This is a genomic window from Persicobacter psychrovividus, from assembly GCF_036492425.1.
Taxonomy (GTDB): domain Bacteria; phylum Bacteroidota; class Bacteroidia; order Cytophagales; family Cyclobacteriaceae; genus Persicobacter; species Persicobacter psychrovividus.
Map to the genome: position 1 here is coordinate 2,140,740 of NZ_AP025292.1, position 23,855 is coordinate 2,164,594.

The 23,855-nt window shown below is 44.1% G+C and carries 20 protein-coding genes; 8 read left to right on the top strand and 12 right to left on the bottom strand.

All coding sequences use genetic code 11. The features are described from left to right. Positions 1-97 precede the first annotated feature (97 nt). A complete protein-coding gene (locus AABK40_RS09115; RefSeq protein WP_332918982.1) occupies positions 98-691 on the top strand; it encodes a tetratricopeptide repeat protein in 594 nt (197 codons plus the stop codon). 331 nt (positions 692-1,022) lie between these two features. On the opposite strand, the gene AABK40_RS09120 is transcribed toward AABK40_RS09115, so the two are convergent. Then, entirely contained in the window at positions 1,023-1,391 is a 369-nt protein-coding gene (locus AABK40_RS09120; protein ID WP_332918981.1) for a hypothetical protein, read from the bottom strand. 106 nt (positions 1,392-1,497) lie between these two features. On the opposite strand from AABK40_RS09120, the gene AABK40_RS09125 reads away from it, so the two are divergent. After that, positions 1,498-2,727: a glycosyltransferase family 61 protein gene (locus AABK40_RS09125; protein ID WP_338396838.1), complete on the top strand. Its 1,230-nt coding sequence runs from the start codon at positions 1,498-1,500 to the stop codon at positions 2,725-2,727. A 73-nt stretch (positions 2,728-2,800) separates the two neighbouring features. On the opposite strand, the gene AABK40_RS09130 is transcribed toward AABK40_RS09125, so the two are convergent. From AABK40_RS09130 to AABK40_RS09150, 5 genes are all read right to left on the bottom strand, one after another. Continuing rightward, the gene (locus AABK40_RS09130; RefSeq protein WP_338396839.1) at positions 2,801-2,974 is read right to left on the bottom strand and encodes a hypothetical protein; all 174 of its coding nucleotides are present in this window, start codon (positions 2,972-2,974) and stop codon (positions 2,801-2,803) included. A 116-nt stretch (positions 2,975-3,090) separates the two neighbouring features. Next, a complete protein-coding gene (locus AABK40_RS09135) occupies positions 3,091-4,206 on the bottom strand; it encodes an MBL fold metallo-hydrolase (RefSeq protein WP_338396840.1) in 1,116 nt (371 codons plus the stop codon). 68 nt (positions 4,207-4,274) lie between these two features. Continuing rightward, positions 4,275-4,847 (bottom strand): TetR/AcrR family transcriptional regulator, encoded by a 573-nt coding sequence (locus AABK40_RS09140; protein WP_332918977.1) that lies wholly within the window; start codon positions 4,845-4,847, stop codon positions 4,275-4,277. 50 nt (positions 4,848-4,897) lie between these two features. After that, entirely contained in the window at positions 4,898-5,305 is a 408-nt protein-coding gene (locus AABK40_RS09145) for a hypothetical protein (RefSeq protein ID WP_332918976.1), read from the bottom strand. Between the two features lie 81 nt (positions 5,306-5,386). Continuing rightward, complete coding sequence (locus AABK40_RS09150; RefSeq protein ID WP_338396841.1) at positions 5,387-6,973, bottom strand: ArnT family glycosyltransferase; 1,587 nt, start codon at positions 6,971-6,973, stop codon at positions 5,387-5,389. A gap of 178 nt (positions 6,974-7,151) precedes the next feature. Between AABK40_RS09150 and AABK40_RS09155 the strand changes: the two genes are divergently transcribed. From AABK40_RS09155 to smc, 3 genes are all read left to right on the top strand, one after another. Further along, on the top strand, positions 7,152-7,961 hold the full coding sequence (locus tag AABK40_RS09155) for a tetratricopeptide repeat protein (protein ID WP_338396842.1): 810 nt from the start codon (positions 7,152-7,154) through the stop codon (positions 7,959-7,961). A 151-nt stretch (positions 7,962-8,112) separates the two neighbouring features. Then, positions 8,113-8,793 carry a tetratricopeptide repeat protein gene (locus AABK40_RS09160; RefSeq protein ID WP_338396843.1) on the top strand — a complete coding sequence of 227 codons (681 nt, stop codon included), beginning with the start codon at positions 8,113-8,115 and terminating at the stop codon, positions 8,791-8,793. Positions 8,794-8,822: 29 nt separating this feature from the next. Continuing rightward, positions 8,823-12,374, top strand: a complete 3,552-nt coding sequence (gene smc / locus AABK40_RS09165) for a chromosome segregation protein SMC (RefSeq protein ID WP_338396844.1) — start codon at positions 8,823-8,825, stop codon at positions 12,372-12,374. A gap of 285 nt (positions 12,375-12,659) precedes the next feature. On the opposite strand, the gene AABK40_RS09170 is transcribed toward smc, so the two are convergent. The 5 genes from AABK40_RS09170 to AABK40_RS09190 all read right to left on the bottom strand — a co-directional run bounded on the left by AABK40_RS09170 (position 12,660) and on the right by AABK40_RS09190 (position 18,266). Then, positions 12,660-13,394: a hypothetical protein gene (locus AABK40_RS09170; protein ID WP_338396845.1), complete on the bottom strand. Its 735-nt coding sequence runs from the start codon at positions 13,392-13,394 to the stop codon at positions 12,660-12,662. Between the two features lie 61 nt (positions 13,395-13,455). Next, positions 13,456-15,153 carry a TolB-like translocation protein gene (locus AABK40_RS09175; protein ID WP_338396846.1) on the bottom strand — a complete coding sequence of 566 codons (1,698 nt, stop codon included), beginning with the start codon at positions 15,151-15,153 and terminating at the stop codon, positions 13,456-13,458. A gap of 196 nt (positions 15,154-15,349) precedes the next feature. Beyond that, positions 15,350-16,789: an NAD(P)(+) transhydrogenase (Re/Si-specific) subunit beta gene (locus AABK40_RS09180; RefSeq protein WP_332918969.1), complete on the bottom strand. Its 1,440-nt coding sequence runs from the start codon at positions 16,787-16,789 to the stop codon at positions 15,350-15,352. Positions 16,790-16,823: 34 nt separating this feature from the next. After that, on the bottom strand, positions 16,824-17,135 hold the full coding sequence (locus tag AABK40_RS09185) for an NAD(P) transhydrogenase subunit alpha part 2 (RefSeq protein WP_332918968.1): 312 nt from the start codon (positions 17,133-17,135) through the stop codon (positions 16,824-16,826). A gap of 9 nt (positions 17,136-17,144) precedes the next feature. Beyond that, a complete protein-coding gene (locus AABK40_RS09190) occupies positions 17,145-18,266 on the bottom strand; it encodes an NAD(P) transhydrogenase subunit alpha (protein WP_338396847.1) in 1,122 nt (373 codons plus the stop codon). 442 nt (positions 18,267-18,708) lie between these two features. Between AABK40_RS09190 and AABK40_RS09195 the strand changes: the two genes are divergently transcribed. The 3 genes from AABK40_RS09195 to AABK40_RS09205 all read left to right on the top strand — a co-directional run bounded on the left by AABK40_RS09195 (position 18,709) and on the right by AABK40_RS09205 (position 22,033). Continuing rightward, positions 18,709-19,524 (top strand): hypothetical protein, encoded by an 816-nt coding sequence (locus AABK40_RS09195; protein ID WP_338396848.1) that lies wholly within the window; start codon positions 18,709-18,711, stop codon positions 19,522-19,524. 91 nt (positions 19,525-19,615) lie between these two features. Continuing rightward, the gene (locus tag AABK40_RS09200; protein WP_332918965.1) at positions 19,616-20,914 is read left to right on the top strand and encodes an NAD(P)/FAD-dependent oxidoreductase; all 1,299 of its coding nucleotides are present in this window, start codon (positions 19,616-19,618) and stop codon (positions 20,912-20,914) included. Between the two features lie 279 nt (positions 20,915-21,193). Beyond that, positions 21,194-22,033 (top strand): glucosaminidase domain-containing protein, encoded by an 840-nt coding sequence (locus AABK40_RS09205; RefSeq protein ID WP_332918964.1) that lies wholly within the window; start codon positions 21,194-21,196, stop codon positions 22,031-22,033. 163 nt (positions 22,034-22,196) lie between these two features. On the opposite strand, the gene AABK40_RS09210 is transcribed toward AABK40_RS09205, so the two are convergent. Further along, the gene (locus AABK40_RS09210; protein ID WP_332918963.1) at positions 22,197-23,855 is read right to left on the bottom strand and encodes a hypothetical protein; all 1,659 of its coding nucleotides are present in this window, start codon (positions 23,853-23,855) and stop codon (positions 22,197-22,199) included.

Sequence of the window (23,855 nt, forward strand, 5' to 3'; positions counted from 1 at the left end):
CGATTTTTAACGGACTTTAGAAAAAAATCCTTTGAGGTTTTCGTTAGTTGATTATATATTTAAATTGGATTTTATAGAAAATTAGTCTTATAACATTATGAAAAGAACTTTTTTGGCAGTGATTTGCGTCTTAGCAATGGCCTTCACTGCAAATGCACAGGATTTCGCAGCACTGAAAAACGATGCGAACAAAGCAATGGCGGCGAAAGATTACACCACAGCATTGGACGCTTACAAAAAAGCTGAAGCTGCAATGCCTGCAGAAGTGGATGCGACTATCTACTTTAACGCTGGTTACTCTGCTTACAAAACCAAGAAATATGACGAAGCTGCAAGCTATTTCGATAAAGCTGCAGAAAACAACTATAAAGCTTGTAAAGCCCTTGACCTGAAAGTTGCTTCTTTGAAAAAAGCAAAGAAAATGGACGAGGTATATAAAGCATGTGAAGCAGGTATCGAAAAGTGCCCAAAAAGCCGTACAATGGTTCACACTTTATCAAGCAAATACTACAAGCAAGGTGCTAAAATCGTAAAGAAAGCCAACCAGATGCAAGCGGATCCAAAGCAAATCGAAGCTGCTAAAGCGGAAGCTAAAAAAGCGATTCCATTATTGGAAAAAGCTTTGGAGATCGAGCCAAACAACTCTTCTGCAAAAACTTTATTGGACAATGTTCAACAAATGATCAAATAATCATTTGACAATAAGAAATGAAAGAAGCCACCCATTCGGGTGGCTTTTTTTTTATGCCTGAAAAATCACTTGCCCTGCCAGAATCTCCCCAAATCGAAAGAAGGTCAAACGCCATATTCAATCGATCAGCACACGACCCCGTAGCCCCATGAGTCACCCTCTCAAGCTGAAGGAAGGATCAGCCCCTGTCCTGCTTTTGTTGAGTTCTTAAAAAGGGGAATTAGGTAATTTATCGTCGATCACCTCCCTATGGCACAAAAAATCACCCCACAAAAAAAGGCTTTCTGCCTAAATGGAAAACCTTGAAGAGATGTCAATAAGAGACGATTGATTAATCGGTTGATTGTGCCCGATATTTAGGATGGAAAGCCGTGATCCCTTTCGCCTTGAATCGAAACCGAAATTCAAAACCTTTATCAAAATCAGTAACTGCCTGTGCGTTCCAGTGCATGACCGTTTGGCCAGAGAACATATGTTCAACCACTTCCATAAACTGATAATCCTGTAGCGCATCAACAAAGAAAGCACTGTCGTATTTCAGGTCGATGGTGAGCTTAAATGTTCGGCAAGGCGCAAAAGGGCGCAATGCACTGATTGATTTTTCAACGAGCTCATCCCAGCTCTTGGCGTTTACGGTAATCTGCATATCAGTAAAATTGAGTCCGCAAAGATCGTCAATAATGCGCACTCCTACAAACATATCATTAAACTGCACTATTGAACAATTATATAGGATCGATCATCGCTGAGGATCAACTTTTTAGAATAATAAGCATTCCTATAAAGAGAACATCATCAATTTTAGCATGGTTACAGTAAAAAAACTAAAATCTATCGCTCGGCGACAATTGAATGGAAAAAAGGTGGGTCGGCAGATCGCATCCGTTTTCATGCGTCGATATCTTTTTGCACAGGAGAGTGAAGTTAATTTAGAACAGATTCCTGTAATCCCGCCAGAACCTTTGCCCATGGTGGTTCCCGAGCACGACTTTATTCATTTTCGTGACGATTACAAAACACAAAATGCCGATTGTGAAACGCCGCCCTCGAGCCTAACGATTGTAGAAAACTGCACGGTTTTTACAGATAACCTCTTTGAGTTTTTTGTACTGCAAAACAATCTTATTCTTCAACAGCATTCTTACTTTCATCGTGTGGACAGCAGTGCCGAGGCTTGTTCAACGGGCCACTACTTACCAAAAATACGCAAGCCCAGACAACTTCAGGGAAGCGTATTCAGCATGGTGATTGGTGGAGGAAAAGACAACTACTTCCATTGGATGGTGGACGCTATCCCCCGATTGTGGCTATTGAAAAAAAGTGGGCGATGGGATGACATTGACTGGTTCCTGATGCCCAATTATTCTCTGACTTTCCAAAAACAATCCATCGAATTTTTCGGAATTCCCGAAGAGAAAATCATCAATGCAGAAAACATTGAATACCTGCAATGCGAACGACTCTACTTGCCCACAACGTCGAGGTATAACGGATGGTTCAGGCCATGGCTGATGGACTTCTTTAAAGCCTATACGGCTGAGCTAACAGCGACCATAGATGCAGCACCATATATATACATCAGCAGAGGCGATGCCAGCCAGCGAAGGGTAACCAATGAAGACGAGGTGATCCTTGCCCTGCAAAAGCAGGGTTTTGATATTATTCAGCTTTCAAAACTTAGCTTTCAAAAACAGATTGCCTTGTTTAAGCAGGCGAAGGTGATTATAGCGCCACACGGGGCGGCCTTAACCAACCTTTTCTTCTGTGAACCAAAAACGAAGGTCATTGAGGTGTTTCCTTCGGAGTATGTTTCTCCACTTTACCAGGAACTCGCGCTGCGGCTGAACTTACAATACAAAATGCTTATTTGCCCCAGCATTAAAGGGGCCCATAAAAACGAGACACTTCATATTGCCAACAAGGCCGATATTGAAGTCCCTATAGATGCGCTCCATCAGTCGGTTAGCGCCTATCTGGAAGAAACAAAAGATTTAATTGGCAAGAAGCAAAGCAAAAGCTACAGGAAAGCCAAGTAAGTCAGGTAAGCCAATTCTTCAAACAACAAAAAGCCTCTTCATGAGAGGCTTTTTATTTTGACCAATTTCAAAATCAGTTTTTCTTTTGTTGTTGGGCGGTATGTATTTGCTTTGCCAGGGCGGCAAAGTCATCAGCAAGTTCTTCCACCAGATGATCAATCGTTTCGTTTTTTTTCAAAGCAGTCAATTGACTCAGGGTTTCTTCAACCTCTTTTTTCACTTGATTTTCACTTTTATCAGTGGTCATTTTTCATATACTTTAATGCGATAGAACTTCATCAAAATTCATACACAAATTTCCAGAAAAATACTTTTTAAAATATTAAGGGACAAACACACATTAGATATGATAAAATACAATATTTATATCGCTTTTTTCAATACGTTACCAACTTTCTTTTCCTGCCACCAAAAATTATTCCCAGATAAATCTTCGAAGGCCTGCTGAAGACCCACTTCTGGAACTTTAATCTGATACTGATATTGCCCGATACCCGCAAACAGCGCCTTTATGGGAGCATCCCAAGTGTGCAACGCCAAATCAAAAGTACCCCAATGCACTGGAATCATATACTTGACCCCCAACGTCTGATTCGCCTTCAATGACTGTTCGGGTAAAATGTGCGCATCTTCCCACAACTTATCATAGGCTCCAACCTGAAAAATACTGATATCGAACCCGCCAAAACGATCGTGGATTTCCTGAAATTCTGTGGGCATATCCGCAGTATCGCCACTGTATATCACTTTTCTCCCTGCGCCAATAAATGCCCAACCACTCCACAACGTTGAGGACTGATCTAAAATCCCGCGCCCAGAAGAATGACGGGCAGGAACACAGACCAGCTTCACCGTCCCAAGTTGCACACTCTCCCACCAGTCATATTCGTGAATACGCTCCGCAGAAACGCCCCAACCCTTGAGGTGATGCCCTATGCCAAGCGGCACATAAAAGTGTACGGAAGTCTCTTTTGCCAAAGATTTAATCGTGGCCGCATCCAGGTGATCGTAATGGTCATGTGAAATCAGTACGGCATCAAGCTTCGGTAATTCAGCCACGGTGATCGGTACTTCATGAAAACGTTTTGGACCAGCAAAGCTGAACATCGAGGCACGTTCACTAAAAACGGGATCTACCAAAAAGCGCTGCCCTTCAAAATCTAAAATAAACGAAGAATGACCAAGCCAGGTATATTCAAAATCTTTAGGTTTCAGGCTGAAATCTTTGGCACTGATCTTATGTACTGGAATATCAATTTTTGGAAGTCTGTCCTCCGTTTTGGCATGATAATAAGCCTTGGCCGTAGCCCAGAAATCATATTCATAATAAGGCTTGGCAGGTGTTAGGTTAACAAACTTCTTCCCATTAAAATTCGGGGAGTCAAATTGTGGTCGCATGATCGAGGATTGAATAAAGGAATAGCCGACTGCCGTCATGATGAACAGCAGTAAAAACCATAATAAGCGTGGTTGAGGCATGAGATTAATTAAATGTGATATGTAGATGCTTACGATCCAAAAATGAAAAGGTTTTCATTTTTGTTGGTTTATGCTTTTATCGCATCCCAAAGCAACTGAAAGGAGGCCTCGATCTTGGCGGAAGTCAGGACTATTTCTTTTTGATGTTGTGCGGTTGCAAGGGCCGTGAGGTAACCATACATTAAATTAAAGACCAGGTCATGGGGTGCATCCTTAATCAAAAGCTGCCGCCTGCCTTCGGCAAGAAAGGCATCGGCACGCAAAAGCCATTCCCCCGAAGCTGCCCGAACGGTGGAATCATAATAAGGGCTTTGCTTGTATTGCTCCATAAAAATACGCTGCGGCTGATGTGCTACGCTGAAATCGATCAGTTCTTTCCACAACTGAAACAACTGCAATTTAAAAGGTTGCTGAGGGTCAATCTCCTCAAAAGTCACCTGCATCACTTTGGTTTTCAAATCCAGGTACAGTGCCCGCAATAACGCTTCTTTATTTTCAAAATAAATATATAGCGTACCAGAAGCCATTCCTGCTGCTTTGGCAATCTTGGGGATGGTCGCTCCTACAATGCCAATCTCATTCACCAGCTGAATAGTCGCTTCGTAAATTCGGGCTATTTTTCCTTCATCTTTTATGCGCATACTCAAATTAAATGAAAATACGTTCATTTATCAAGTTTCCGAAAGGATATTTACGCTTTGAGTGAGGAAAAGCGCTGCTCCCATTGTGCATAAGCCTCACAGTAATCAATACCACGCAGCAACTTATTGGCTGTCAAGGTATCGGGCATAAAAAAATACAGGTCATCATAGGCAAATTCCAGGTAACTGTACTTTTTCACCAATTTGGAAAGCTGCGAGCCATTAATGATATATCCGTGCTTATTTTTTAGATCGACCTGATCGAAATTCTCTACCGTCAACTGACGGTGCTCTGCCATCGACATCACGGCCTGCCGCAACAGCGCAATAAGGCGGTTATATTCTCCAATAAGTTCGCCCAAAGTAACATTGGAATTTTCCATCCCACAACCCATAAAGGAGGGCTGTTCGAGGGCTTCAGGCAAAACAACGATAGGGGTATGCTGACTTTGTTTCATGTTTCAATAAACGCAAAAAACGGCTAAAAAACACCTGCGCGCCCAAGAACAAAAGCATAAGTCAGCCTCACGACCAGCCCCCTACTGCCATTGCGGATGCGCAAAGGGGTGCAAGTCTTTTTTAGCCTTAATCAGTCTGTAAACATAAAAGTTACGGGACAACTTCCCTCCCCTTTTCACAGGAATGACCGTCGCCAGTTCCACCTGCTGAAAATGGTCAGCATACAGCCCTTCAGCATCTACAAACATGGTCGAAGGGGTAATATAATAGGCACTGTCTCCTTTTTTAAATCCGCCACGTGCTTCAGTAAGCCAGGCGTACTCATGGGTGTCGAGCAAATTACCTCCACCATACATGTCAAACCCCAAAGGCGTGGCCACATAAAAGTCCAGGTGAGCAGCAGGAAACCATTTTTGGCTCATCATCTTGTTGCCGAGGTACTTCCCATTTTCCTTCTCTTTTTTTATAAATGCCGCAAAGGGCGCACGCAAATCTTTCCAGCCATGCATATCAAGGGTTACATCTCCCCGCCCGATACGTGTGGGTGCTGTTTCATGCGACAGCGGCACAATGCCTGTATTAATATCGATGATACCCACCACAAAAATAAAAAGGATCAGGCCTACCGACCATTTCAACACCGCAGGGTAGAGCACCTCTTGGCTGTTTTTACGCTCCCGCAGCCAAATTGCGGCCAGCAACATCAGGCTGAAAAACCCAGGACTTGTCCAGTGGGGCAAAATCTGCTTGAACAATGCCACTCCCGTAAACAAGAGCACCAGGGGCAGCCCCATGTAAATCAATACTTTTCGCAAAGGGTCAATCGTCAACTTTTTTCGCTGAGCAGCAACAAGGGCAATAATACACAAAACGGAATTGATGGGATTGTTATAGGCAATCTGCCCCAATACCGCCTGCATCAAAAACAATGGCCTAACTCCCGTATTTGGATCTACCCGTTCACCGTGAAAAGTAAAACTGATAAATGCATTCTGATAATTCCAGTACAGCACAGGAGAGAAAATCAGAATACTCAAAATACCCGCAGCATACAGCTCCCAGCGCAACCACCAGCGCCAATTATTAAAACTGATATACAACAAGGCACCCATCCACAGAAACACCCCGTGGTATTTACTATACATCGCCAAGCCCGTCCAAAGCCCTGCCAGCAGCAGTTGCTTGCCATGGTCGTCCTGCTGCCGATTTTCATCAAAAGCCTTAATAAAAGCAAACAGCCCCAGGAGCCAGAACAAAGACTGCGGCGTATCGGGGAGAATAAAAGTTCCCGCAATAATACTGCAATAAACCGAGCCTACATAAAGCAAGGCAGCGTACCAGCCTGTCAGCTCATCTTTCAGGTATTTACCGATATTGAAAAAGACCACGATGTTCACCGAGCCAATCAATAGCGCCCCACCGCGAATAAACACTTCATTGGTAAAATTCAAATTCAGGCTGCTGAGCCGTATAAGCCAGCCCACCAAAGGGGGGTGATCAAAATGGCTGATATCAGGCAGCACGGCATACGTCCAATAATACACCTCATCGTTACCCAAAGCGGTAAAATGAGCAATACAGAGTCGGATTAAAAAAGAAATACCAACAAGTATTCCCAGTCGCTTTGGCCAATTGATGGCACTCAGTTGGTTTTCGGAACTATTCATGCCCGCAAAAATAAGAGAAATGCGACGATCCTGAATATTAAAATATGAAAATTATTCTCTGTGCAGCTACCTATTTCATCTCTTGGCTTGCGCAGCTACTACCGATAAAAGTGAAAAATCAAGACAAATAGTCGTATATTTGCAAGCGCAATTTTTAAATCGATCGAACTGAATCCACATGAATATAGATAATCTGTTTCAAGAAGGCCTTGCCGAAGCTCAGAAAAACAAGCTTCCCGAAGCCATCAAGAAATTTAATCAGGCATTACTTCTCGACCCAAATCATGAGTTGAGCCGTGTGAACCGTGCCATTGCCCTCGGAAAAAACAAACAATATCAGGAGGCAGCGCAGGATTACGCCATGCTGATCAATGCCAGCCCTTTCAATGCCCAGTATTATGGCGACCGTGCCGTTTGTTTTTTTATGCTCAAGCAGCACGACAAGGCCATGAAGGATTTCGACAAAGCCGTATCCCTCGAACCGTCGAACCCTTACCGCTATTCTTCAAGAGCTTTCATCAAGGAACGCCTCAAGGATTATGACGGTGCCATTGCTGATTACGACAAGGCCATCGCCCTTGACCCAGAAGATGCCGTAGCGCATAACAACCGCGGCATGATCCTCGAAAATATGGGCAGAATGAAAGATGCCCAGAAAAGTTATCAGGAAGCTGATGAACTCAACAAGCCGCAGCGGTCGGCAGAGGACCAAAAGGCAATAGAGGAAGCCGAGGAGATTGAGGTCAAGCAGAAAAATGGAAAGATCGCCATTGCCAAACCTCAAAAAAATAAGGAGAAAAAAACCAAAGCACCCAAGCCTCAGCCAAAGGCTGCCGAGGTGGTTATTCCTGCCTCAGAGGTTGAACAGCCGAAAACCGTTACCCTTTCGCACCTGTTCAAAACCCTCAAGGAGATCCTCACAAATGCCGAAACCAGGGATGAGTTTCTGCTGTTTGTCAAATCGATTTTCACTAAAAAGAAATCCTGATTTGAAATGCTAAAAAGCGTTAAAACCGCCATTTTCTGAGGATAATACATTATTTTAAGCATTCACAAATTTTTTAATCACCATGTTCAGCAAGCTGAAATTTATATCTTTTGACCAATCTGCCCACCCCTTCGCCAGCATACTGTTGTTGATGCTTGCTTGGTGTTTATTTCAACCAACCAATGCGCAGGCGCAGTATTATCAGGGACAGGATTATCGTTTCAGCCCCGAGGTGGTTAAGTGGGTAACCCTGGGCAAGCAGTACATGGATAAGCAAGACTACCCCAATGCCAACATTGCCTTTCGTCGGGCATTGGCCACCAAGGATGTCCTGCCCACTGATATGGCCTATCTGTTTGCCGAAACCCTCTATCAGATTGACCAGTATAAGAATGCACAAAATTTTGTGGAAAAATACATTGGCCTCGAAGGTGAAAAAGGACACTATTACCCTGCAGCCATTGCGCTGAAACAAAAGATTCAAAGCAAATTGCAAGTCATTATCGACTGTAAATATTGTAATGCCCTCGGCTACCGACTCAAAGCCTGCGCCGAATGTAGCGGTAAAGGCACCCTCGACCAGTCCTGCCCCCGCTGCCATGGCGTTGGCAAAGAACGCTGCCGAGCATGTCAGGGGCAAGGGGTAAAAATTACCGTCAATCAGTTTGGGCTGAACGAATATGCCATCTGCCAGATATGCAACAACACCGGATTTGCCCCCTGCTCCCTATGCAACGGTGCAAAGCGCGTCCATGCGGCCTGCCCAGTATGTTTAGGTTCAGGGACTGTACCCACGCAGGAAATCTGTGACCACCAACCTCATACTCACTAAAAAATCAGCATAGCGCAGAAGAATAAAAAATGCAATTAACGTCCTTAGAAATAAAAGGCTTCAAGAGCTTTGGTGATCGTATAGAGATTAACTTCAACGAAGGCATCACGGGGATCGTTGGCCCCAACGGTTGCGGGAAGTCCAATGTTATTGACGCCATCCGATGGGTGCTCGGCGAGCAGAAAACCAGTGCCCTGCGCTCAGAAAAAATGGAGAATATCCTTTTTAATGGCAGCAAACAGCGAAAGCCGACCAATATGGCGGAGGTGTCACTGACTTTCAAAAACACCAAAAACCTGCTCCCTACGGAATACAACACCGTTACGATCAGCAGACGTTACTACCGAAGCGGCGACAGTGAATACCTGCTCAATGGCGTTACTTGCCGACTCAAAGACATTCACGGGCTCTTCCTCGACACGGGAATTACCGCCAACTCCTACGCCATTATTGAGCTCAGAATGGTTGAAGAGCTCCTTAATGACAAAGAAAATGCCCGAAGGGGGTTATTTGAAGAGGCTGCGGGCATTTCAAAGTTCAAGGTTCGGAGGAAAGAAACCATGCGTAAACTTCGCGATACTGATGCGGACCTTGAGCGTGTGGACGATCTTCTGGCGGAAATTGAAAAAAATATGCGCTCCCTCGAACGGCAGGCAAAAACCGCCCAGCGCTATTTTAAGCTGAAGGAGGATTACCGCAAGTGGAGCCTTTCCCTTGCCTGCCTGGAGATTGTCGATCTGCGCGATCAATTTTTACGGGCCACGCAGGAATTACAAACGGCCTCTGATCAGCGGACTGCCCTTTCAAGCCAAATGGCCCTGAAAACCGCCACCATCGAGGAGCAAAAAGCCATTTTAACAGACACAGAGCACGCCCTGAAAAACCAGCAGACGGCCTTGAATCAGCAGGTCAATAAAATCAGGGATTACCAAAGTGCGCAACATGTGGCTTTGGAGAAAAAAAGATTACTGACCGAAAGGGCCGAGCAATTGCAGCAACAATGTGAGGAACTGATGGAGCAGCAGGCCATGAATGAGCAACAAACTCAAGCAACAAACATGAGTCTGCAATCCAGTGAACGGCAGTTCAACGACAGCGAAATGCAACGCTCGCAACTGGAGCAGCAGAAAAATCAGCTCAAAGCACAGGTCGATGAGTACAAACAGAAAATGACCTCTGCCATTTCAGCAGAAAAGGCCAGTCAGCAACGATTGTATCAGGCACAAAAAGCACTGGAAGTCGCCAAAGTACAGCAATCGGCACTCAAGCAGGAGCTTGAAAAAAACGCCGCTCAGGAGCAGCAGCAGAAAAGCGAACTGAGCACTTTTGAACAGGCGCTCTTGCAGCTCGATCAGGAGCACGAGGCGCAGCACAAAGCCATCACCGCGCTTGAAGCGGAAGAACGACAACTGAAAGAAAGCATTGCGGAGCAGCAACAGGTTGCCGAAGGTTTGCGCGAGCAGGTTCGGAACGCCAATCGAATACTCGATGCCAAAACCAATGAATTACAGCTCAAGCAATCTATTATGGAGAATCTTGAGGGCTACCCAGAAGCGCTCCAGTGTCTGCGTCAGCAGTCTGCATGGTCCGAAGGGCCTGCGCCACTACTGTCTGAAATTGTGGATGCACCGAAACAATATCACCCAGCGCTTTCCGCTTTCCTTGAACCGTTCATGCACTATTTTGTCGTGCAAACGCAAGCCGAAGCCATGGCAGCCATTCAGCTTTTAAAATCAGCAGAAAAAGGCAAAGCCAACTTCTTCATCCTCGATAACATCAGTGGCGCCCCAGTCGGAACACCATTGCCTGCCTGTACCCTTGCCGCTGAGGTCGCGGTCTGCGATTCCACTTATAAACCACTCCTCGAACTCCTGCTTCATGGAGTGTATTTTGTCGCCCACCGACAGCAAATTCCGCTCGACACGCCAGGCATTTTCATCACCAATGAGGGGGATTTTATTCAGAAAAAGTTCAGCATCGGCGGAGGCGCCATAAATGCCGAACAAAATAGCCATTTGGGAAGTGGCCGCCAGATAGAGCAGCTCACCAAATTAATTGCCCAGCTTAGGGAACAGCTCAAGACCAATGAGGATGCTCTTGAAACGACCGAGCAGGAAATTCATGCCCTGCAGTCGGCATCAAAAGCCGAACAGCTCTCCGATTCAAAAATTGCACTGGGGATTTTAGCGCAGGAGCGGGCCGTAGCCAAAAGCCGCTTCGAGCAAACACAGCAACTCATCAGTCAGGGAGACAATAATCGACAGGAGGTGGAGGAAAAGCTGGGTATGCTCGCCGAAGAAATTGCCCTGCGAACTCCTCAGCTTGAAGAGGAGCAGCAGAAAATTCTTGAATTACAGGAGGAAGCTGAAATTTTTGAGGAAGATCACGAGCGTATTTATGAAGATTACCAACGTGTAGAAAGTCAATTTAATACTGTAAACCTTGAGTTTCACAAGCTGGAACATCGTATGGAAAACACGCTTCAGCAACTCGAACAACTGGAGCAGCTATCGCTAAAATTGAAAAAATCCGTTCAGCAGCAAAAGCAGGAACTGGAGAAAAACCGACGGGAACAGGAAGCGGTAAATGCCTATGACACGGGTGATGACGAGGTTCTGGATGCCCTTAATGCCGAACGCACGCAAATGGAGGAAGAGCTCACCCGCATGGAAAAAAACTATGGGCAGGCGCGCAGTCAGGTTGAATTGGAAGAGGGGGAACTGAAGCAATATCAGCGTGAAAAAGAGGTTGCTGATGAACTGATGCTGAAATATTCTCATTTGCTGAATGAAACCAAAATGGCCATGAGTGCCACTAAAGAACGCCTGAGCGTAGAGTTTGAGGTCGATCTTGAGCAATTATTGGAGGAAGATCAGTCGGAAACCGAAGAAGAAGAACAGATCACCGACCTTGAATTGCTGAAGCAAAAAGTTGCTGAGACCAAAGACAAGCTGGCTAAAGTCGGGCCGATCAACCCCTTGGCCGTAGAGGCTTTCGATGAAATCAAGACCCGATATCAGTTCATCACCGAACAAAAAGAAGATTTGGAGGCTGCAAAAACCTCTCTGATGGAAACCATTGGGCATATTGATCAAACGGCTAAAGAGAATTTTATGCATGCTTTTGATCAGATCAAAACCAACTTTATTCGGGTTTTCAGGTCCCTGTTTACGGAAGAGGACGATTGTGACCTCAAACTCAGCGACCCAGAAAATCCGCTCGAGTCCAAGATCGACATTATTGCCAAACCAAAGGGAAAGCGGCCATTATCGATCAGCCAGCTTTCAGGTGGGGAAAAAACACTTACGGCAACCTCCTTGCTGTTTGCGATCTACCTACTGAAGCCTGCGCCTTTTTGTATCTTTGATGAGGTTGATGCCCCACTGGACGATGCCAATATCGACAAGTTCAACAACATCATCCGTACCTTTTCCAATGAGTCGCAGTTCATCATCGTTACTCACAACAAGCGAACGATGGCTTCGACAGACATTATGTATGGCGTCACTATGCTGGAACAGGGCGTTTCAAGAGTTGTCCCCGTAGATTTAAGGCCACTGACCGAACAGGTACCCGCATAAAACTCAAAAAAGGCGATCAACAACTGATCGCCTTTTTTTTGCACGTATTTAAAACGTTTGTAAAGTTAAAATTAGAGACTGCCATTTAACGTTTACTGTATGTTTTCGTGGCTGAATTCAAGGTAGTGAAATTTCGGTTTACCGCGGAGTCAATCTGCAAGATTGACTTGCTAAATTTGTCCTCCGAATCTAGTCAATCTTGCAGATTGACGGGATTTCTACGAAGAACCAAATTCTCGGAAACCACCAACCAGCCATGAAATATACAGCGTGTTGAAGGTTTTTTTATTTTTTTGCCAGATAGATATACTCTTTAAGCGAGTCATTTTTGAAGTTTATCTTTCTTCTTTGAAACACTACCCAATTCAGTTTTTCTAATTCGTAAATGTCGCTATCTACGAATGAGCCAATTTGTTTTTCAATCAGCAAGTTGTCGCTTGTTCCGTCTTTATAAAAATACGGAAGTTCATCTGCGAAATGTTGCCTGTTTTTAAAAAACTTAATTCCTGTATCTCTATCTATAACATAAAGCTTATCATCAGAATAACCTGGGTATAACTCACGCATTTTAGTCAAGTTCCTAGGTTTTCCTTCTCGCATGCGATGATACTGTTCCAGCATTTTAAGCTCAATATCATATATATCACCATAGTCAAGAAAGATTTGATCTTTAACAACAGCTTTAGTTCTAATTTTTATTCCATTTTCAATTAAACTATATCCAGTGAAATCAACCGTATAATTTATGACAACTATTAAGATTTTTGATTTAGGAAAGATGTCCACTAAATCACTTTCAAGGTCAGTTAAAGTATCTTCTTCACTTATGTTTTTGTAGAAAATCTGATCTAGAAAGATATATGTATTGCCATCAGAAAAAGTAACACTCAAATCTTTTGGAGACAGGTTTGAAATTGAATTGGCTATTATTTTAGTTTTTAATTTCTTTGTATCCAGTTCATCTTCCGAAAATTCTCTCGGTAACGAGTTTATCAATATTCCGCAAATCTGATTTCCCATATTTTAATTACCTACAACAAACCGCTATCGTCGAAAATCAAGTTAATTCCATTACAAGCACTTATATCTCACTCAACTTCATCTCAATCTTAGGCCCTTCAGGTGCGATAACCTGTTTTTTCAAAGGCTGTCCCCACTTCCATTTTGGGCTTACCTGAAAGATTTTCCCGCGGGAATCCACCACCAGTGACATCTGATTGATCACCTTTTCGTGCTGCTTCACCAACACCTTATAACGTGAGCCATATTCCAGATACGCCAGGCTGACGGCAGAATAGGTGCGTTCTTTCCCCGACTCTACATTCATCAGGTAGATTTCGGTGTTCTTGGGCTTTTCACCCGCAGGGGTCAAAATCTCAAAGTACAACTCCTGAATTTTGCGTCGCATTCTGATGTTTTTCACAAACACCTCAGGGTAACGCTTGGTATGCTGAAAATTGATAATCCCACGGTATGGCTGACAGGTGTTGGCCAGCACTTCAAACTGATATTTATTCCCCAAGGGCAAAGGTACGACCTCTGGCTGCTGCCCCGCCTCGAAAAAGGAAGAATGCACCAGCTGATTGCCAGTATAGATATTAATTTTGCCACTGGTAGAACGCTGATCCTTCACATCTGCCAGCGAAAACTGCACCTGAATATCAGAAGAAAGGGCGAAATTTTGCTTGACCTTTTTATAGGTCGTAATGGCCGAAAGGTCGAGCAAGGTATCCGCCTCCACATGGTTGGGGGCAAAGAAGGTCAGTTTGTATTTTTTCCCCGCAGGGGCAATCAGGCTGTAGAAGCCGTCATTCACATTATTTTGCGTTACCAGCACCTCCTGATTTTCCTCGATATCCACCAGGCGCATGGTTGCAGGAAGGTGCATACCTATTTTTTTATCCTTCACATAACCCTGAACAAGCACCATAGGCGTTACTGGAAGGTCTTCAGGAATTTTCACCTGATAAAGCTGCTCGTCGACCACCGTGTAAAGTTGCTCAAGGGTAATCGGTACGCCACCAAGAAAATCATCTTTGGGGGTATTGGCAAAACTCAGCGGTTGCGGTTTGCTCCACTGCCCTTCCTGGTTTTGAGCATAGTGAATATCATAACCACCAATTCCGTTGGGGGCTTTCAGGGACATCAGCATCGTTTGACCACCACGATAAAGCACGGGTCGCTGAACATCATGTTCATTAAAAGCTGCGGCAACTTTTTTGGAAGCAGAAAACGACCCAACATTCACCCATTCCGACTGGTACAGGTTGTTTTTCCCCTCGCCAGTGTAGTCAAATTCTTCCCGGGTAAAATAAAGGGTTTTCCCATCCAGGCTTAAAGAAGGAGAGCCTTCCTTTTTCCAGCTGTTTACATCACCACTGATTGGTTTTGGCTTTTGCCAAACAGCACCAGAACGTTCACTGTAATAAATATCATAACTTGCGCCCCCTTTTGCTTTAGCGGAGAAAAACAGGTAATTGGCATCGTAACTGATGAAGGGATCTATGAGCGCATCAAAATCTCGGCTGATATGCGAAAGCTTGATCGGATCGCCCCATTTCCCATCCTCAGACCGAACCACCTCAAATAGTTCTACTGCTCGTTTTTTCTTCCCTGCTGAAAGGTAAATCAGCACATTCCCTCCTGCTGAAACGGTTGCTCCAAACACTTTTTCCTTACTGCTGATAAAATCACCCATCAGGGTGATTTGGGCTTGCAAGGGCATAAAATTGAAGAGAAGGAGTATCAATGACAGCGGAAACAAAGCTTTCCTGACCATAGGTTTGTAGTTGTGGTTGTACTTCAGTTGAATTAAATATCAAAGCTTGATACGTAATCAACAACTAAAAATTCAATAAATTTATGCAAAAATAACAATTTTAATGGAGACGCCCATCAATTTAGCGCGCATTGGTCATAAAAAAACCGAAGTGGTCATCACTTCGGTTTAATTTTTTTTATAAAAAGGACGAATATTAAGCGTTCGCCAATTCTTCTTTCAATTTACCCAACGATTTCTTGGCATCGCCGAACAACATTTTTGTACGGTCGCCGAAGAATAATGGGTTCTGAATACCGGCATAACCTGTACCCATAGAACGTTTAAAAACCACCACGTTTTTCGCTTGCTCCACATCCAAAATCGGCATACCGTAAATCGGAGATCCAGCATCAGATTTTGCCGCAGGGTTCACTACATCATTGGCACCAATCACCAATACCACATCTGTATTGTTGAAGGCATCATTGGCAGGCTCCAATTCCATCAGCTTATCGTAATCTACATCAGACTCCGCCAAAAGTACGTTCATGTGACCTGGCATACGACCCGCTACTGGGTGAATGGCATATTTCACATCCACACCTTCTGTTTCAAGCACCTGCTCCAGTTCATGACAAACGTGCTGCGCCTGCGCAACCGCCAAACCATAACCTGGCACGATAACTACGCGCTCAGAATATTTCAGCTGAATGGCCAAATCTGAAGGCGTTGCTTCTTTCACGACTTCCTCACGACCAGAACCTGACGCACTGCTTGCAGATGCACCGAAGCCACCGATAACAACAGAAATCAAGGAGCGGTTCATCGCCTCACACATCAGGATCGTCAATAGAATACCCGATGCACCTACCAGAATACCACCTACAATCATGATATTGTTTCCGTAGATCAGACCGGCAACCGTCGCGCCAATACCTGTAAATGAGTTCAGCAATGAGATCACTACCGGCATATCGCCACCACCAATCGGCGAAACAAAAGCCACACCGTAGAACAATGAAACGATGGTCAATACGATCAGCAAAGTGAAGTTCATTTCATTGCCCGCCATAATCAAATAAGACAACACAAATACGGCAATCAAAGTCGTTACATTGATAATTTGCGGCACTGGCAACTTAATGTTGTCACGCAAAGAACCATTCAGCTTACCCCAGGCAATTAAAGATCCTGAGAAAGACACCGCACCGATAAACAATGCAAATACAGAAGAAAATACGGAACCGGTAAACAAATCTGCATGTCCGGCTACGGCAGCAAGTTTTCCTGCCACACCTTCTGGTGCGTAATTTTTCAATTCAATAAAACCAATCAACATGGCAGTTGCACCACCCAAACCGTTGAACAAGGACACCATCTCTGGCATCGCAGTCATCGCTACACGCTTTGAAGCAACCAAACCAACGCCAGAACCAATCGCCATAGCGATGATAATGAACACATATTTGGTCATCGAAACGGCTGTGCCGGCAAGCATTGGTGTAAGCAAAGCAATCAAAATGGCCAAGCCCATACCTGCACCAGCCACCAGGTTCCCTTTGCGGGCGGTTGCTGGATTAGACAATCCCTTCATCCCGATGATGAAGATGATGATACTAATCAGATATAAAAAATCTATGATCTCTTTTCCCATAATAGTCTAATATTAAGCATAAACAGTTACCTGCTTATTTCTTTTTCTTTTTGAACATTTCCAACATGCGGTTCGTCACAGCGAAACCTCCCACAACGTTGACCATCGCCAGGGCAATACCCAATGAACCGACAACCAAGGTGATATAGTCTGCATCATCGGCCTTAAGGATCATGATGATCGCACCAATCACAACCACTCCCGAGATGGCATTTGAACCCGACATCAGCGGAGTATGCAATACCGTTGGTACTTTGGCAATAATCTCGATACCTACAAAAGTTGCAAGCACCAAAATGGTGATCATTGCCAGGTTATTTTCAATGAAGTTTAGAATCAATTCCATTTCTACAAATTATTTGGTTAAAGCTGGGGCACCGAAACGCACCTCACCGTTATAAACAATACATGCTGAACCGAAAATATCCTCTTCGAAATCAAAAGAAAAACCTTCCTCAGAAAGGAAATCTTTATGCTTCAGGAAGTTCTCCACATTTCGGCTGAACAATTGCGAAGCATGCTCTGGCACCTCATCGGCAAGTTCTGAATTCCCGACGATCGTAACGCCGTGTGTTTTCACGACTTCACGGTGCTTTGAAAAGGCCACATTACCACCTGTAGAAGCGGCAAGGTCAATCAAAACAGCCCCTTGCGGCATGGCTTTCAACATTTCCTCATTTACCAATAATGGCGCAGGACGGCCACGCAATTGCGCTGTCGTGATCACGATATCGGCTTTGGAAACCTTCTGGAAGATCAAATCAGCCTGACGCTGCTTATATTCTTCGGTTTGCTCAACGGCATAACCTCCGGCAGCTTTGTCATCGCTGGCGCCTTCCACCTCCACAAACTTGGCTCCCAAAGACATTACTTCCTCTTTGGCGGCAGCACGGGTATCGAAAGCCTCTACCATCGCGCCTAAACGGCGACCAGTAGCAATGGCCTGCAAACCGGCTACCCCGGCACCCAACACCAACATTTTCGCTGGGCGGATCGTTCCGGCAGCGGTTGAAAGCATCGGCATATAACGTGGCAAATGATCTGCGGCAGTCAATACGGCTTTATAACCTGCAATTGAGGCCATCGACGAAAGCACGTCCATTGCCTGAGCAATCGTTGAGCGAGGGATCATGTCCATACTCAGGGCAGTCAAACCTTTTGACGCCAGTTTTTCACAGATGGAGTCATCGGCGAACGGTTGAAACTGAGAGATCAATACGGCACCCTTTTTCACCTGATCAAGGTCAGATTCAGGCAATGGGATAATGGTCGTAATGACATCGGCAGCGGCCAAAACTTCGGCACGGTCTGCGGCTTTAGCCCCTTCGGCTACAAAAAGTTCATCAACAAGGGCAGCGCCCTCTCCGCAACCTTTCTCAAAAACCACCTCGTGTTTTTGAGCAACAAGTTTCTTGACAAAGTCAGGTGTGATCGCCACACGCTTCTCCGTCAATTCCTTTAAAATTCCAAAACGCATAGAATTGCTGGATGATATGTTTAATCAAAATATTCTTTAACTGAGCTGAAATAGTATTCAGCAGTTTCCTACTGATGAAAATTTCATCTTTAATAAAAAACTTACACGAAGAACGGCATTCGTACGCAATCGCACAAACGATTGTTATGAAAACAACATAGTTGTTACCTATATCTTATAAATAGTTAGATTATTTATGATCTGTTGCAAATCGAGATTTTTTACAACAGCTCCATTCACAGCGGATTTCGTTGAATAAATGAAAAATTTGATATAAAGTAGCTTATATTTTTTAGTATTTTCACAAATCATTATCCTATCTTGCCTTGATAATAATGTCTAAAATGTCAAAAAAAATAATTTTTCACACTTGCAAAATTACTTTTATGGCTTTGGTATTCAATTTGTATAATTGATATCATACTTATCTTTTTGGAAACTTATGGCGATCCGTTTAAATAAAAAATCAACGATTCTATTCATTTTAGGTCTATTATTATCTGCCTTGAGCATCACGGCCAAGGCTGACAACACGCACCTACGTAAAGAAAAAAACTTTAATTTCAGCACCGATCGCCTGCATACTGATCCCGGAATAGTTCAAGGAAAAATGATCCTGCTGTCTAAAAATGGAAAGATGATGTTTCCGCAGGAACCCCTTGAAGCGGACGAAAAGGCGGCATTGAAAATGCTTGACATCGAAGGATCTCACCAAAAAAATGCTGGGCAATATTATATTTTACTCAGTCGGGTAGCCTTCCTCGTCAATAAAAGTCAAGCGGAAATTTGCAACGAAGATCTTTGTAGCCTCGCCACACAGCAAGCCTTATTGCCTAATAATTCGGTATCAAAAATTGGCGACCATCAATTTCAGCTAACCGGTGGCATCATGTCCCCAGATTTTAAATACAGTCTACAGTTTCCTGCCCCCCTACAACCCTACGAAGCCTTTTTATCCAACTACCTTAGCCAAGACGAACTGGCGCATACGCAAATCAGCATTCAAAAAAATTATGATTTCGGACGTGTCCTTTTTCACAAAACCTCACAAAAATCATATATCATTACTACATATACTCGTTTTTCGAATGACAAAACACTAATTCAGAACTTCACTATAAATTATATCTATAATATTCCACCTGATTTTCTTGGAGGAATTAGTAAATTTGAATCGGCAATTTGGGAAGGCATACTCGATTTTGTGGATCACTTTCAATCGGTGATACCTGCAATCGCAGCTTCTCCTGAATTGTAACTTAAACAAACACCTCTCAACACCCGCCTATTTCACCTACGAGCAAGCCGCACGTGGAAATAATGCAAAATATCCTTACAACACGAAGAACATGAAGATACCTGAAATATCCCTTCCAAGAGTCGTTATCCTTGGCGGTGGATTCGCCGGTTTAAATATAGCAAAACGTATCGACACCAAGCACTATCAGGTCGTGATGGTCGATCGACACAATTACCACACTTTTCAGCCCTTACTTTATCAGGTAGCCACCTCCGGCCTTGAGCCCGACAGTATCGCCTACCCTTTGCGCAAGACTTTTGCTGATAAAAAAAGATTTCATTTCCGTATGGCAGAAGTGAAATCGGTGGATGAAAGCACCAAAATCGTCCAGACTTCCATTGGCGATATCCGTTACGATCACCTCATTATTGCCACTGGTGCCCGCTCCAATTATTTTGGAATGGAAAATGTGGAGCGTAATGCCATGCCGATGAAAACCCTCACCCAGTCGCTGGACCTGAGGAGTTTGATTCTTCAGAACTTTGAAAAAGCCCTGTACTGTAATGACATTAACGAGCAAAAGCGCCTGATGACTTTTGTAATCGTTGGTGGTGGACCTACGGGCGTAGAGCTTGCCGGTGCTTTGGCAGAACTTAAAACACAGGTATTGCCGACCGATTATCCGGATCTGGATTTGCGAGATATGGAAATTCACCTGGTGGAAGCCGCTCCAAAGGTACTGAGTGCGATGAGTGATCACGCTTCCCGCAAGGCCGATCGGTTCCTGGATAAAATGGGGGTGCATTTATGGATGAATACCTTCGTAAAGGATTATGACGGACAAACGGTCATTACTTCCGAAAGAGAGATTCCTGCTGAAACGCTCATCTGGGCAGCAGGGGTAATGGGTGCACCGATTCAAGGACTCAACGCCTCGAAAATTGGTGCTGCCAACCGCATTATTGTCAATACTAAATGTGAAGTTGAGGGCGCCGACAATGTTTATGCCGTAGGAGATGTTTCCCTGATGGCCACCAAAAACTTCCCTAAAGGCTTGCCGATGCTTGGCTCTGTAGCCATGCAGCAGGGAACCATGCTGGCCAAAAATTTCAACGCTATGGCCAAGGGCAAGAAAACCCGTGAGTTCAAATATAAGGACAAAGGGACCATGGCCACTATCGGACGAAACCGTGCGGTTGTCGATCTTCCTTTTTACAAATTCAGCGGTACCTTCGCCTGGTTTACCTGGATGTTCGTTCACCTGATGCTGCTTGCCGGCTTCCGTAACCGTGTGGTAACCTTTATTAACTGGGCATGGGGTTATTTAAGATATGACCAAGCCAACAGACTGATTGTCCGTACCTATCGCAGAAACAAAGGCGAAGTGCTGGAGCAGAATGACGTTTAACGCATCGAAGAATAAAATAATCCTCAGGAATAATTTTCATTCCGACAAAAAGGCAGCCCGTTTTCGCGAGCTGCCTTTTTTCTTTACCTCAACACTGTGCTGTCAGTTCAAAATATTACCGATTTATCAATTGCTGAAAACATTATTGGACGCCTATTCCAAGATTGACAATGAACATGTTAAAGATTAAATAAATGGTAATCCTGCAATTCGAGCCCGGAATAATGTATTCTTGGCAGGGTTCTTGCAAAATAGTGTGCCGTACCAATTTACTTATTTATGAAGGGTCTTAAAACATTCGGTTTCCTTCTTATGCTGAGCCCGCTCAGCAACACCTGTGGCTTTAACTCAAGCACATGGGGATCAGGTAAAATGCCTGAGAAAAACATGGAAGCCGGAGCAGATGCAAACTTCATTATGGTCGATGATTTCACAGATATTGTGAAAGTCGATGGGCCGGAAGTTACCCCAAATATTTATCAAAATCTCATGAGCTTGCATGAACTCCCTGTAAAGGAAAAAACAAGCACTTTCATTAACATGATGCTCCCTGCCGTATTGGTCGCAAGAGAGCGAAAACTCGCCGAATTGAAGCAGGTTGAGGCATTGATCGCCTCCATGGATGAAAAACCATCGGCCGCAAGCCTACTTTCCCCATATATGGAAAAGTACAAGGCCAAAACGATTGAAGAACTGCCTGAACGATTAACGCCACCGCCGGTCAGCATGATCTTGGCACAGAGCATTATGGAAACAGGCTGGGGCACCTCACCCATTTTCACAGAAGCAAATAATGCCTTTGGAGTTTGGTCATTCTCACACAAAGAGGCACGCCGACTGACACAAGGCACCAGAAATGGAAAAAAAGTATATGTCAGGGCTTACGACAACATTTTGGAGTCTGCAGAAAATTACCTCGACATTATTGGCCGGGTAAGCAGCTACAAAAACCTTCGCAAGACCATGCAAAAAACCGACAACTCTCTTATATTGGTTAATCACCTTTCCAACTATTCTGAAGAAGGCAGCCTGTATGTAAAACAGCTCCGTAGCCTCATCAGAAAGTACGAATTACAAAGATTTGACCATTACTTTACCCTGCCTACTTACGCCGTTTAGCAGTGGCAAAAAGTAAACAAAAAAAGGACCGCCCTAAACGCGGTCCTTTTTTTGTGCCTTAAATTGGAGCATTAAAAAAGCCACAGGCGAATATCATCACCTGCGGCTTTTCTTATCCTCAGCCTGCTCCTTTACAGGAACAAAGGCTGTATTTTAGGTTATATTAAGGCAATTCAACCGCACGGTAGTTACCTACCTGAACAGGTGAAATCGTTGATCCGAAATCTTTATTGATCGCATCGATAATTCCATTGGCAGTTACGGCATACCCACGAGGAGTCAAGTGGATACCATCAGTAGAGAATGCACCACCAGTAATATACGCTCCTGTAAGTGTTACACCATCAACAGCGTACCCTTTGATTACACGATCAAGGATTGGCTGAATGTCAAGGTAAGCTACATTTGGATTAGCATCGACAAGTGTCTTAATTTCAGTGTTCAGCTCTGTCGTTCTTTCAACTACAAGTGCTTTTTCATCTTGATCTAAAACATACTCGGTACCAATCGGGCTAACCTTAATACCATATTCATTATCAAATTCATTTTTAGCAGCAGGATAAACCATATCCAAATCCAACTGACCACCAGTAGCAGCTTTAACCTGCGCGGCAATTGCTCCCGCAGTAGCATCATCACCTGCATTTTTCGCTTCAACATATTGCTGAACCGGCACAATCAAAGCTTCTGAGATTGTCCCAACACCCAAAAGTGTAATAATAGCATTCGGTTGTTTTTGGCCTGCTTGTACTAAAGCAACATCAGTAAATAACTGCACCAAACCTGGAGAGGTCAAATCCAAATACCCCAATCCTTTTGCCAAAACATCACTCTGGATTCGAGAAAAAGTTAACAAAGCATCATCTGTGTCAATATCAAATTTACGAACAGTCGTAGAAGTTGAATCTTCTAACTGAATTAATGGGAAATTAAGTCCAGCTTCAAAGTTAGCGCCATTAAATCCACCCATAGCATACAATAGGTTAGCTTGCACTGCAGTTGCCGCATCAAAAGTTACCCTTTGCGCAATTGAATCTACCGCTAACAATGCCTGCACCTGAGGATTAACAGTGGTGAAATACGGCGCATCCAACACATTAGGAATAGATACTGCTACTCCTTTTGCATCATTCGCAGTCATCGTATTCAACAAAGCTTGATAATTTGGTAAAAATGCCTCACGACTTGTTAAAGAGGCTGTATTAATAGGATTAAAAGCTGATCCACTTTTACCTCCGTCAGCTGCATAACCCAAAATATCATTATTTCCCAACCATAAGGTGAAAAATGAAGGATTGGTTTTCGCAAGTGTGGCAATATATGAATCCATTCGGTTGGCATCCGGCAACATGCGGTAGAAAAACGGATTGGTTTTCACAGGATCACTTCCGTAGCCTGGCGCCTGAACATCCACTACACGAATACCAGGAACACCCATATTATTAAAAACAGGACCATCTGCCAAAGGCTGAGCAAAAGCAGGATCTGGTGCCACATTTTCGAAAACAGGGGAACCACCCACAAGGCCGGTCAGTTTCATATAGCCTGAACCATTTCCAGGGATCGTCGGCTGCGTAAACTCACCACCACCAACAGCCTGCATTTGCTGCGCGATCATCAATGGATAAGAGTTTTGCTGACTTTCAGCATAAAGGCCTCCATCGGCATAACCTGAAGTCAGGGAGTTACCAACAGCGATATAATTTGAAAAATCTGCTGATCCAGAAATTGGCGTGGGCACATTTTCAACCTCACGACAACCCACCATAGCAGTGGCAGCCAAACCAAGACCTAATAATATATTTTTATATGATTTCATCAT